The organism is Acinetobacter sp. YH12097 (assembly GCF_013419225.1).
GTDB lineage: Bacteria > Pseudomonadota > Gammaproteobacteria > Pseudomonadales > Moraxellaceae > Acinetobacter > Acinetobacter amyesii.
The window spans coordinates 72678-86310 of the sequence record NZ_VPAN01000001.1; the positions used below are offsets into that span (position 1 = coordinate 72678).

A 13633-nucleotide genomic window follows, 5' to 3' on the forward strand; every position below is an offset into this window, starting at 1 on the left:
GCTAGGCATGTGCCTGATTCAGAGACATTTCTGTAGAGTTTGAAGTATTGGAAATACCCGACATTAATAGACCGATTTGCTCGGCATTGGTATCCGTGGTTTTCATCGGTTTTGACAATTGCCCTGCGGCAAGTACACAAATTCTGTCGCTAATCTCAAACAGTTCTTCTAATTCTTCAGAAATCACCAATATTGCGACCCCTTGGCGTGATAGATCGATCAGGGTTTGTCGAATAAACATTGCTGCGCCTACATCAACGCCCCATGTTGGTTGCGATACAATCAACACTTTAGGATTTTGTAGAATTTCACGTCCGACAATGAATTTCTGTAAATTCCCGCCCGAAAGTGATCGAGCTTCAGCATCAGCACCTGAGGCTTTGACGCCAAACTTTTCAATACACTGCTCTGCAAAGGCGCGCATTTTTGTAAAATTGATTAGCCCCCAATCGCTTAATTCTTTACGAAAAGCGGTTAATAAACCGTTTTGTGACAGCGTCATATTTGGAACAGCACCTCGTCCCAAACGCTCTTCAGGTACAAAGCCCAACCCTTGATCACGGCGCAGTCCTGCACTTTGTAGTGAAATATCGACGCCTTGAAAAACAATGCTGCCTTTTGCGGAAACTTGCTCACCTGAAAGTAAGGACAGCAGTTCCGCTTGGCCATTGCCCGAAATACCTGCGATCCCTAAAATTTCACCACCATACAAATCCAGTTGGATATTTTTGAGCGACACCCCAAATGGATCTTCCGATTCGTAATTCAAATCATCGACAGAGAAAAGCTGTTGTTTTTGACCAGAAAAATCCACATGTTGGTAAGTCGGCAAATCTCTCCCAATCATTAAACGCGCTAAGTCACTGGTTGACTGATCTTTTGGATAGACATGTCCTGTCACCAGACCGTTTCTTAAAATCGTCGCTTCATCACAAAGTTCTTTAATTTCATGTAATTTATGACTGATATATAAAATGGATACGCCCTGAGAAGCGAGTAATTTCAAGGTTTTAAATAATTGCTTGACCGCCTGAGGTGTGAGTACCGATGTCGGCTCATCTAAAATGATTAAGTATGGATTTTGTAATAAACAGCGAATAATTTCGACGCGTTGACGCTCACCCACTGACAAAGAAAAGACTTCACGACGTGGGTCTACTCGTAATCCATATTGTTCAGACACGGCAACGATACGTTCATGCAATTGTTTTAAATCTACTTTTTCATCGAGTCCCAACAGAATATTTTCAGCAACGGTTAAGGTTTCAAATAGTGAAAAATGTTGATAAACCATACCAATACCCAGCTTTCTTGCGGCTGATGGGCTATCAATATTGACCTCTTTGCCATTCCAAATGACTTGGCCTTCATCTGCACGTGTTGCCCCATAAATGATCTTCATCAGGGTACTTTTACCCGCACCGTTTTCTCCCAAAATGGCGTGGATGGCACCGGGCTGAACCGTTAAATGAATTTGATGATTGGCTTTGAGTGAGTTATAGCTCTTGCAAATATTAATGAGCTCAAGACGAGGAATGACATTTTTATGCTCAGCTCGATCGAATGGGTTTGCAGGTTCTTGTTGAAATGCATTCATAACTTAAGCTCTCTTCAACGTAAATTTATAGGACCAAAAGTGAGATGCACTTTTGGTCACAGCTTGTATGTTTCAAGATTATTTGGGTAAAACCCCTTCTACGCCCTTCACGTAATAATTCATTTTGTTAAGATCTGCATCAGTCATGTTTTTACCTTGAGCGAGCGCTAAACTGCCATCTTGTTTATATACAGGGCCTGCAAATGGATGTAATTTTCCAGTTTGAATTGCTGCTTGTACGCCTAAGGCTTTTTGCTTAACAGCAGGTGCTAAAAATGGTGCAAAGGCTTCAATTTTGACCGCATCTTGTTTCACGCCGTACCAGATTGCACTTGGTTTCCATGTTTTATTTGCAACTTGCTGCATGACTGGGGTATAGATTTTTTCCCAGTGCAACACTGAAGCCGCCAATTGAGCTTTAGGTCCAAACTTGCTCATATCTGAGTCCCAACCAAAGGCATATACGCCTTTTTGTTGTGCTGCTTGCACCACGGCTGGAGAATCCGTGTTTTGCATCAACACATCAGCTTTTTGAGAAATCAGTGCTAAAGCTGCATCACGTTCTTTGCCTGGGTTAAACCATGAATTGACCCAAATCACTTTGGTTTTAATTTTAGGATTGACGCTTTGTGCACCACGTGTGTAAGCATTGATATTGCGTATAACTTCTGGAATTGGAAATGAACCAACGACACCTAAGATGTTGCTTTTCGTTTGCTGTCCTGCGACAACACCGAGCATGTATGCACCTTCATAAGTACGTACGTCATAAACCCCAAGATTTTTGCCTTGTTTATAACCTGTCGCATGCATAAAGACGGTATTTGGAAATTGTTTTGCCACTTTTTCCATTTGGTTCATATAACCAAAAGACGTCCCAAAAATGACTTTATTGCCTTGTTGCGCTAAGTTTCGGATCACACGTTCGGCATCGGCCGTTTCAGGGATATTTTCAATATGTGTGGTTGTATATTTTCCAGCTAAGGCCTTTTGGGCTTTAATACGTCCCTGATCATGTGAATAGGTCCATCCATGATCACTGGTTGGGCCAATGTATACAAAGGCTGCTTTATCTGCTGCATGTAGCTGAGTCATCAAGCTTGCACCACAGAGACCTGCTGCACTAAATACCAGTGCCATTTTTTTTAAACGGGTTATAAAGCTTTTCTTTTGCATCATTTCATTCCACCTAAAATATTAAAACTTGATCTAATTTATAAAAAACTAATATTATTCTGCATAAATTCGATTTTCTATTTGTAGTTAGCAAATATCGTTCCAACATTTATTTTAAAATGAAAATATATTTTAAATAAAATTTAATAATTAAAATAAAGGTGAATTTATATATAAAATCAAATCCATGATTTTTATTTAAAATAGTATTATTTAATAACAAATCGATTTTATATTGATCATAAAAAAAGCCCTATCGGGCTGAACGAAGGGCTATAAAAGGAAACCAAGAAATTAGAATGAGAGATTAAGTGATTTTTTCCAGTACTGATTGTTCTTCTTGACTTAAGTCATAAGCTTGCTGATACATTTGTTCCATGTGTTCACCAGCCGTACAGGGTGCATAACGGTAAATTTCACCATCTTTCACCGTTCCTGGTAAGGCATTGATTGGCGTCATGTAATTCGGCCCATAAAAAAATGGAATCGAATAGCGAGACTGACCTTTTGAAAATAAATTTCTAACACGATGTGGATTTGATTTGTACAGGTCATTACTCCAACGTGGGATCAGATCGCCTAAATTGACAATAAACGTATCTTTGATCGGTGGCGCTGCAACCCATGTGCAATCTGGTAAACAAACCTCAAGTCCACCACATTCATCTTGCGCTAAAATCGTGATGGAGCCCCAATCAGTATGTGCTCCAACGCCAAAGCTATATTCATCTGCACCGACAGGATGCGGTGGATAACAGAGCATTTTTAGGGTAATCATGGGGTCGATACAACAGTCATCAAAATAGCCTTCATCTAAAGATAAAGACAGTGCTAAGAGTTGCATAATGCGCTGTGCTAGGCCATTTAGCTGAGCTATATATTCCTGACAAAACTGTTCCATTTCAGGTACTTCAGCACTCGGCCATTGATTAATGCCATAACCCTGATATTTGGCTAAAACATAGGGATGATCTGTCGGATAATTTTTTGCACAATAGAAACCTTCCTTAATATCTGGCTTTGCGCTGTAGTCTGACTTTTGCGCTGCAAGCTGTTCAAAGCCCAAATGGCTATCATTCAAACTCTGATCATATTTAAGTTTTGTTGCCAATGGCAATGCAAAAATTTTAGCTGCCAACTCAAACTGACGTTGAATCAGCGTTGATGATATTCCATGATTTTTTACATAGAAAAAACCTGAACTGGTTGCTGCCGCTCTTAACTTTTCTACCACATCCGAGATATTGGCTGAGGAAGGCGTCAATGCCTGCGCTAAATCAATTACGGGAATACTCATAATCACTCGACCTATGTAGAGCAAGTTGCCTCTCTTGCAACTTGCAATATTTTAAAATGTATTGTTTATCAAATTCTTATTTAGGTAGTGACCCATCTACACCTTTGACATAGTAGTTCATTTTAGACAAATCGATATCCGTCAATGTTTTGCCTTTTGCGACCAGTAGACTGCCATCTTGTTTATAAATCGGTCCTGTAAATGGATGTAATGCCCCAGTACGTAATGAATCACGTACTGCAATGGCTTTGGTTTTCATCGCAGCCGTCGTTTCTGGACCAAAGTTTTCAATATTTACAGCACTTTGTTTTACGCCATACTTGATCGCCGAAGGCTTCCATGTATTTGCCGCGACTTGTTTCATCACAGGTTCATAGATTTTTTCCCAATGTAACACTGCTGCTGCAAGATGTGCTTTCGGTCCAAATTTACTCATGTCTGAGTTCCAGCCAAATGCATACACCCCTTTTTGTTGTGCGGCTTGTACTACAGCAGGTGAATCGGTATTTTGCATCAACACATCTGCTTTTTGAGCGATTAATGCCAATGCTGCTTCACGTTCCTTACCGGGGTTAAACCATGTATTGGCCCAAATTACTTTGGTTTTGACTTTCGGATTTACACTCTGCGCACCTAAAGTATAGGCATTGATGTTTCGAACGACTTCAGGAATTGGAAATGACGCGACTACACCAATGGTATTGGTTTTGGTCTTTTGCCCCGCAACCACACCAAGCATATACGCCCCTTCATAAGTTCGAAGTTCGTACACACCTAAATTTTTTCCTTGTTTATAACCCGTTGCGTGCATAAAGACTGTTTTAGGAAATTGTTTCGCAACTTTTTCCATCGAGTTCATATAACCAAATGATGTACCGAAAATGACTTTGTTGCCTTGTTGTGCCAAGTTACGAATAACACGCTCTGCATCGGCAGTTTCAGGTACATTTTCGATATACGTAGTTTTATATTTTCCAGCTAAAGCTTTGTCTGCCTTGATGCGTCCTTGTTCATGTGAATATGACCACCCATGGTCACTGGTTGGACCCAAATATACAAAAGCGGCCTTATCCGCTGCATATGATTGACTCAAACCCAGCATACCAACTGTCGAGAAGACTAAAATCGTTTTGACCAATGTTTTTAATTTAAAACTCATTCTATTTCCCCACAGTGTTTAAAATATATTTGATGCGATACATTTTAAAATGAAGGATATATTTTAAAAAAAATTATCTTGGATAAAATTAAACCCAATCAAATTTAAAATATTTTTTTTGATTATAAATAGCATTATTTTTTTAAATAAATAATTACTTATTTATAATGCAAAGATCCTCATCACTTATTGATGTTCGCCATGCAATAAATAAGTTGCTTTAACTGTTTGGTCTATTGCTAAGTTTTTGAAGATTCTTTCTAAAAATTAGAACAGAAAAATCATTCTTATGTAAACACATGTTTTTTATAATTAATTTATAGGCATATAGCCTAAATATTGCTGAAATCAGCTTTAAGTTGCATTTTTTAAAATTTCAGTGGTATGGAAATTGCTCAAAATCCATTGTTTTCTTTGATCAGGATTTTGTTATGACTATAGTATGGATAAAAAATCCGCTTGCGGTATTTACTGCCAATGATCAGGACGCTCGTGGTGGTGTACTGATTTCTCAAGGAAAAATTATTGAGCTGGTTGGGCTAAATGCGCTGCCCCGTCAAGCTTATGACGAAATATTTTATGCAAAAGATTTGGTCATGCTCCCAGGCCTGATCAATAGCCATCATCATTTTTACCAAACACTGACACGTGCGTGGGCACCCGTGGTCAATGCACCATTATTTCCATGGCTAAAAACTTTGTACCCAATTTGGGCCAAATTAAACCCAGAGCAATTACACTTGGCGACTCAAGTGGCTTTAGCAGAATTATTACTTTCGGGATGTACCTTCGCTGCGGATCATCATTATTTATTTCCAAATCAACTGAACCGTGCCATCGATGTACAAGTCAATGCAGCACAAGACTTAGGTATACGAGTGATGCTTACTCGTGGTTCGATGAGTTTAGGTGAAGATGCCGGCGGTCTTCCTCCGCAGCATACCGTTCAGGACATGGACATCATCTTAAAAGACTCTGAACGTTTGGTATCGAAGTATCATCAACGGCAGGAAGACGCCATGGTGAATATTGCCCTTGCACCTTGCTCGCCTTTTTCAGTGACGCAAGACATTATGCGTGAAAGTGCCAAACTTGCAGCAGCACTGGATGTGCGTCTACACACGCATTTGGCAGAAACCATAGATGAAGAACATTTCTGTCTACAGAACTTTGGCATGCGCACCGTCGACTATCTGGAAAGTGTGGGTTGGCTAAATGAACGTACGTGGTTGGCACATGGCATTCATTTTAATGCCGATGAAATTCGACGTTTGGGACAAGCCAAAGTAGGGATTTGTCATTGCCCACATTCTAATATGCGCTTGGCTTCTGGTATCTGTCCAACACTCGATTTAACCCAAGCAGGAAGCAAAATTGGTTTAGGCGTAGATGGCTCAGCGTCGGGTGATGCATCAAACCTACTCCTTGAAGCGCGTCAAGCTATGTACTTGCAGCGCTTAAAATATGGTGCAGAAAAGATCACACCTGAACTTGCCTTGCGCTGGGCAACACATGGCTCTGCACAGCTGTTGGGGCGTGAGCAACACCTAGGACAACTTGCTGAAGGTTTCCAAGCTGATTTTGCATTTTACCGATTAGATGACATACGTTTTTCAGGCTCGCATGATCCGATCGCGGCTTTGCTACTCTGTGGTGCAGATCGTGCTGAACATGTCATGGTCAAAGGCGATTGGGTCGTCAAAAATCAAAGCTTGGTTAATGTTGATGTCGATGAACTGCAGGCCAAACACCGCGTAGCTGCAAAAGCCTTACTTGCGGCATGATCAAAAAGACCGAAGTATTGGAGTCCTTCGGTCTAAACTTTTAATTTTGGCGATACTTTTAATGCCCAAATATTAGTGCTTTTTCAAAAAGCAAAAAATAATCATTAATCGGTACTTAAATTGACAATGAAAGCCTCATCTCCGTTTGGGATGAGGAGCATGCTCCGTAAGAGGATAAGGGACTTTAACCTCTCCCTAACCCTCTCCTGAAAGGAAAGGGAATTTAAAACATGAATTTTAAAAGTTCAAAAAATGATTTATGCACGAGGTCTATTCCAAAATTAAATTAGGGAGTTTTAAGCTGCAGGATGATTGAGTTGATCAATAATACCTTGTGCAGCCAATTCATTTAATTCAGCTTCAGTTCTATATTGGGACAAAATTTCTGTCGTGTGCTGCCCTAACTGTGGAGGTGCATGACGGTATTCCACAGGCGTATCAGATAATTTCATCGGTGATCCAATCACTTTAAAATCATGATTTAAAGCATGTGGAATATTCACCACCATTTGACGGTGTTGAATTTGTGGTTCATTTAATGCGTCTTCTACAGAGTTGATTACACCGACTGGCACTTTTACCGCATGAATCGCATCGACCCAAACTTGAGCATCTTGAGTGAGAAAATAGGCACTCAATAATGGAATTAATTCTTCACGGTGCTTTACCCGATCTTGATTACGTAAATAGTTCGGCTGATCCAGTAGTTCTGTATAGCCAATCGCAATACACAAGTCTTTAAATTGCTTGTCATTACCACAGGCAATAATAAATTCCTTATCTTTGGCTTTAAAAGTTTGATACGGCACAATATTCGGGTGATTATTTCCCATACGCTTGGGTGCTTTACCCGAGGTCAAATAGTTCATGCCTTGATTGGCCAGAGCCGCCACCTGTACGTCTAGTAAGGACATATCAATATATTGACCACGGCCTGTATGCTGCCGCGCCAACAATGCCGCCTGAATGGCAATCGTTGAGTACAGTCCGGTCTGAATATCGACCACAGCGACCCCCACCTTTTGTGCGCCTCCACCGATTACATCATCAGATTCACCAGTAATACTCATCAAACCTGACATACCTTGAATAATAAAGTCATAGCCCGGTTCTTCCGCGCGTGGCCCATCCTGACCAAAACCTGTAATTGAGCAATATACGATATTTGGATTAAGCGCACTGAGCGATGCATAGTCCAAACCATATTTGGCCAGTGAACCTGCTTTGTAGTTTTCAATCACGACATCTGCCGTTTGGGCAATTTCACGGACTAGCACTTGTCCTTCTTCACTAGCAATATCAATGGCTACAGAATATTTATTACGGTTCGCACATTGGTAATAGCCTGATTCTTTCGTCGCGTGACCTTGCTGATTAGGCATCCAAGGTGGTCCCCACATGCGGGTATCATCACCCACTTTAGGACGCTCAATTTTGATTACCTCTGCACCTAAATCAGCCAATATTTGACCGCACCAAGGACCGGCCAAAACACGGCTTAAGTCCAATACACGAATTCCTTTTAATGCACCCATAGTTCACTCCAGATGTGCCATAGGATTGAGCTATGGCACAGATCTTTTTAATTATTTTACTGTTGCAGTTTTTGCAGACGCTTTTTGCTCTGCATCAGCTACATGTATATCTAAACTGGCCAGTTTTTCTTTTTCCGCATCTGAAGAAAGTGATGCTTGCTGCGGGTCATATTGACGTTCACGAATGAACAAGCCTGGAATAATACCTGCAATAAAGTACGCAGCACCCATCACAATAAAGGCCATAGTGAATGATCCGCCTGCGGCAATCATACCAATGGTTGCAGGTGCAATGGCTGCGCCTAAGCGTCCCATATTGTAAGCACCGCCAATGGCTGTTCCGCGCACATCCGTAGAGAAACTTTCTGCCATATAAGTTGCATTTACACCGTATGGAATACCGTATAAGAAACCAAAAGTTACGAGTAAATAGGCAATGTTGCTTGGTGTGTTATAGAAAATGATGATCGGTAAAAATGCTGCCGTAGCTACCGTACCAAACACAAAGGTAATACGACGTCCGAACTTGTCAGCGGCATAGCCGGCTAAAATTTTACCCAGAATCATGGCGGTATATGCACCTACCATATAGCCTGTCATGGCTTTAAAGTTCATGCTGAGTTCAGTTTCTAGATACGTTGGCATCCAGTTGTTAACACCGTAATAACCGAATTGTAGAAATGCAGCGGTCGACATCCAAAAGAAGAACATTTTGCGATGATTGGTATGTCCAAAAATACGTTTATTAATACTTTCAGAAGGTGCATTTTGATTGACTGCAGCTTGCTGCTGTACAGGTTCAAGTTTTAATTCACGGCGTTTTAGCTGCTCAATTTTTGCTTCCTGCCAAGATTTTGGTTCAGGAACAAAACGCATAAAGATAAGGGCAAAAGCAGCAGGAATAATGGTGACATAAAATAGCATGCGCCAGCCATGATCTGGAATAATGGCACCCGCCATCAGCGTTGCAACGATATACCCCACGGTTTGACCCGTTTGCAAAGTCCCGAGTACTGTTGTGCGGTATTTGGTTGGTACATATTCTGCCATCAGCGTATTACACGCCATATAAAGTGAGCCCAAACCAAATGCGCCAATAAAACGTAAAATTAAAAATTGTTCATAGCTTTGGGTAAAGCCTAAAATACAGGTCATGATTGAGAAAAATACTACCGACCAAGCAATAGTTTTCACACGACCGAATTTATCGCACGCCCATCCACCAGAAATACCACCCAGCGCCATCCCTGCTAAAGATGAGCTACCAAGCATTCCTGCTTGAAATGTACTTAAACCAAATTCAGCCTTTAAACTGGTCAGGCTGAATGACAGCAACATGATGTCTACACCATCAATCACCAAAGAAATAAAGGCAAAAATAAAAGCCATTTTCCAAGTGTTGCTTGTAATACGATGCATCGTGCCCACGTTAGAAGGCAATTTGAGCGTTCCTGCTCCGTTTTGCATTTCGTTATTCATTTCCTTGTTCCTCATTTTCCCAAATGAGTCATCGGCATTCCTATGTCTGCACATTTGCCTTTTTTATTCTTTTTATTTCATCACTGCTCAGGCTATTACACAGAGTTACAAGAGTGTTTCACGATGAATCCTTTATTGATTAAGTTTATTTTTGCATAAAAAGTCTCTAAGGCACTCTATGTAGAGCACCTTATCGATATATAATTCAATTAGTTACTAAAAGCCGCGATGCCTGTTTGCGCACGACCTAAGATCAGTGCATGTACATCATGCGTTCCTTCATACGTGTTGACGACTTCGAGATTGACCAGATGGCGGGCAACACCAAACTCATCAGAAATGCCGTTACCACCCATCATGTCACGCGCAACACGGGCAATATCTAAAGCCTTGCCACAGTTGTTACGTTTAATGAGTGATGTGCCTTCTACTGCAGCTAAACCTTCATCTTTCATACGTCCAAAGCGAAGCGCAGCTTGTAGCCCCAAGGCAATCTCAGTTTGCATATCCGCCAATTTCTTTTGAATCAGCTGATTCGCCGCCAATGGTCGACCGAACTGTTTGCGGTCCATGGTGTATTGGTGCGCTGTGTGCCAGCAGAATTCAGCTGCGCCCATTGCGCCCCAAGCGATACCATAACGTGCACTGTTTAGACAGGTAAATGGACCTTTTAAACCACGTACTTCTGGAAAAGCGTTCTCTTCAGGGACAAAAACATTGTCCATGACAATTTCACCGGTAATCGATGCACGTAAGCCAACTTTACCGTGAATCGCTGGTGCTGATAGCCCTTCCCAGCCTTTTTCCAAAATAAAACCACGAATGTCACCTACATTGCCTTCATGCGATACTTCTTTCGCCCAAACAACAAACACGTCGGCAATTGGGCTGTTGGTAATCCACATTTTTGCACCCGTGAGACGATAGCCACCTTCGACTTTTTTTGCACGAGTAATCATGCTACCTGGGTCAGAGCCATGATCTGGTTCAGTTAAACCAAAACAGCCAATGTATTCGCCTGTTGCCAGTTTTGGTAGGTATTTCTGTTTTTGCTCTTCAGAGCCAAATTCATTAATCGGCACCATCACCAAAGAACTTTGAACGCTGGCCATTGAGCGGTAGCCAGAATCCACATATTCAATTTCACGCGCAACGAGACCATAACTAACATAGTTTAGACCTGCGCCGCCGTATTGCTCTGGAATCGTTGGGCCAAGTAAGCCAAGTTCGCCCATTTCTCGGAAAATAGATGCATCGGTTTTTTCATGGCGGAATTGTTCCAGTACACGTGGCTGTAAATGCTCTTGACAGTATGCATGCGCAGTATCGCGAATCATGCGTTCTTCTTCAGTTAATTGCTGTTCCAAAAGAAACGGGTCTTGTCAGTTAAATTGTACTTTTGCCTTTTTTACATTGACCATTTGATTCATCGCATCCTCTGCTTTTTCAGGTTTTCGTTGTTTTATTTGATGCTATGTGTGAAAAGTGATTCATTCAAACGATTAATTTGCATGTAGATATGCGCCTTTCGCATACCTAAGCTTGGCTCACAGCGTGTTAAGCACTTTAGCCACTGATTTGAACTGCGGATTGCTTTATTTATAGACTATAGTGGTATATGAAAATCATTCTTATATGCCATTTTGTGATACCTATCGATAAAAAGGACTTTATCTATGCGGCGCAATATTCCGTCATTGCAAAGCTTAATTTGCTTTGAATCTGCTGCGAAACACGCAAGTTATACGCATGCTTCTCAAGAGTTATTTATTACACAAAGTGCCGTGTCACGCCAAATTCAACAGCTTGAAGAATATTTAGGTGTCATGCTATTTAGCCGAACACGTCACGGTGTAGATCTCACAGAAGCAGGCAAGCAATATGCAAAAAGTCTTAAACCTTTTTTGCAAGGCATCGAAAAAAGCACCTCAGATATCATGACGCACAAAGGATTGGGCGGTACTTTAAAGCTGGGCGTTGTGCCAACGTTTGCCACACGTTGGCTGTTGCCAAAATTACATAAATTAAATGCACAGCATCCTGAAATTACCGTACATTTGGAAACCAGTACCAAACCTTTTTTGTTTAATGAAAATGTCTTTGACGCGGCGATTTTTGCAGGAACTCAACAGCAAATTGAGCATTGGCCGGGCATTCAAGCGCATTATTTAATGGATGAAGAAGTGGTTCCCGTTTGTTCCCCCAAATTGATTGAAAACAACTTTCCACTTGCGGAAATGACCGATGATCACAGTTTTAATTTAAGCGATGAAGAGTTACTTCAATTGCCCTTATTACAGCAAACCACCCGTCCAAGTATTTGGCAAGAATGGTTTCAAGCCCATCAGCTTCAGCATTCCAAACCATTTGATGGTCAGCGACATGAACTATTTTCTATGCTTTCTGTGGCAGCCAGTCATGGCATGGGTATGGCACTGATTCCACAAATGCTGATTGAAGCAGAACTGAGAAAAAAAGAATTGGTGATTGCATCAAATAAAAAACTGCACGGTAGCCGAAAATATTATTTAGTCCATTCGAGCCAAGACAGTTCACCGCAAATACAAAAATTTGTCGATTGGGTGCTACAAGAATTGCATCAGCTAAGTTGAAGTAATCGCTATATTTTGAGTACAGTAAATTCGCTGAATTATTCGTTCAATACATGCAACCGTACGCAATGGACTCATCAATTAAAATATAAGGCTAAATATCATCTATGCAAAAAATTGTGGTGTTTTCAGGTGCCGGCATTAGCGCAGAAAGCGGCATCAATACCTTCCGTGATAGTGATGGTCTTTGGGAGCAGCATCGTATTGAAGATGTGGCCACACCTGAAGCTTGGGCACGTGACCCTTCTTTAGTACAGCGTTTTTATAATGAACGCCGTAAACATATTTTAGCCGCAGAGCCAAATGTAGCGCATAAATTAATTGCTGAACTCGATGATTTTTTTGATGTACAAGTCATTACTCAAAATATTGATGACCTACATGAACGTGCAGGCAGTCAAAATGTACTACATCTGCATGGAAATATTCGTTACGCAAAAAGCTCTGGCCCTCAGGCGCAATATACGCAGGAATTGTTTCCCATTGAAGGTGCTGATTTAAACTTAGATACTGATAAATGCCCTGAAGGATATCCTTTACGGCCACATGTGGTCTGGTTTGGCGAAGCAGTTCCTGCCTACGAAGATGCAAGTGTGAGTGTGCAAACAGCAGATATTTTTATTGTGATTGGTACGAGTCTGGCTGTCTATCCTGTGGCTGGATTGATTCACGAAATCCCAGCCAACTGCCGTGCATTTTATATCGACCCGAAAGCAGATTATCAGCGTGTACCTGAGCAGTATCAACTGATTAAAGCGGGTGCGAGTGAAGGAATGAAAAAACTTTTTTTGCAATTGCTTGCGCCATAAAAGTACATTTTGGCATCAGTATCGATCAAAAAAATGATATCGCCTTCTACTTTTGCAGGCTTTTTGCTGTTTATAGCCTATCTAACTTGGCATAAGACCAATAAATCACGGCATACACGCGTTTGGCATTCAAATTGCTTAACGGTATTACGTTTTATTAAAAAAGTAATATTGGGGCTTGGTCA

At 41.1% G+C, this 13633-nt stretch carries 10 protein-coding genes; 3 read left to right on the forward strand and 7 right to left on the reverse strand.

Features of this window, described 5'->3' with window-relative positions:
• Position 1 precedes the first annotated feature (1 nt).
• The 4 genes from FTU37_RS00310 to FTU37_RS00325 all read right to left on the reverse strand — a co-directional run bounded on the left by FTU37_RS00310 (position 2) and on the right by FTU37_RS00325 (position 5172).
• On the reverse strand, positions 2 to 1597 hold the full coding sequence (locus FTU37_RS00310) for an ABC transporter ATP-binding protein (protein WP_180123550.1): 1596 nt from the start codon (positions 1595 to 1597) through the stop codon (positions 2 to 4).
• 78 nt (positions 1598 to 1675) lie between these two features.
• Positions 1676 to 2776, reverse strand: coding sequence for a BMP family ABC transporter substrate-binding protein (locus FTU37_RS00315; protein ID WP_180123551.1), 1101 nt, complete (start codon positions 2774 to 2776; stop codon positions 1676 to 1678).
• Positions 2777 to 3080: 304 nt separating this feature from the next.
• Entirely contained in the window at positions 3081 to 4070 is a 990-nt protein-coding gene (locus tag FTU37_RS00320; RefSeq protein ID WP_180123552.1) for an isopenicillin N synthase family oxygenase, read from the reverse strand.
• 76 nt (positions 4071 to 4146) lie between these two features.
• Positions 4147 to 5172: a BMP family ABC transporter substrate-binding protein gene (locus FTU37_RS00325; protein ID WP_373686251.1), complete on the reverse strand. Its 1026-nt coding sequence runs from the start codon at positions 5170 to 5172 to the stop codon at positions 4147 to 4149.
• Between the two features lie 488 nt (positions 5173 to 5660).
• On the opposite strand from FTU37_RS00325, the gene FTU37_RS00330 reads away from it, so the two are divergent.
• Entirely contained in the window at positions 5661 to 7013 is a 1353-nt protein-coding gene (locus FTU37_RS00330; RefSeq protein ID WP_180123554.1) for an 8-oxoguanine deaminase, read from the forward strand.
• 296 nt (positions 7014 to 7309) lie between these two features.
• Here FTU37_RS00330 and FTU37_RS00335 read toward each other — a convergent pair whose 3' ends face one another.
• The 3 genes from FTU37_RS00335 to FTU37_RS00345 form a co-directional block, all read right to left on the reverse strand.
• Complete coding sequence (locus tag FTU37_RS00335; protein WP_180123555.1) at positions 7310 to 8548, reverse strand: CaiB/BaiF CoA-transferase family protein; 1239 nt, start codon at positions 8546 to 8548, stop codon at positions 7310 to 7312.
• A 51-nt stretch (positions 8549 to 8599) separates the two neighbouring features.
• Positions 8600 to 10027, reverse strand: a complete 1428-nt coding sequence (locus FTU37_RS00340; protein WP_180123556.1) for an MFS transporter — start codon at positions 10025 to 10027, stop codon at positions 8600 to 8602.
• A 209-nt stretch (positions 10028 to 10236) separates the two neighbouring features.
• Entirely contained in the window at positions 10237 to 11394 is a 1158-nt protein-coding gene (locus tag FTU37_RS00345) for an acyl-CoA dehydrogenase (protein WP_257225205.1), read from the reverse strand.
• A 309-nt stretch (positions 11395 to 11703) separates the two neighbouring features.
• Between FTU37_RS00345 and FTU37_RS00350 the strand changes: the two genes are divergently transcribed.
• Entirely contained in the window at positions 11704 to 12639 is a 936-nt protein-coding gene (locus FTU37_RS00350) for a LysR substrate-binding domain-containing protein (protein WP_180123557.1), read from the forward strand.
• A 107-nt stretch (positions 12640 to 12746) separates the two neighbouring features.
• Positions 12747 to 13448 carry a Sir2 family NAD-dependent protein deacetylase gene (locus tag FTU37_RS00355; RefSeq protein WP_180123558.1) on the forward strand — a complete coding sequence of 234 codons (702 nt, stop codon included), beginning with the start codon at positions 12747 to 12749 and terminating at the stop codon, positions 13446 to 13448.
• Positions 13449 to 13633: the final 185 nt, after the last annotated feature.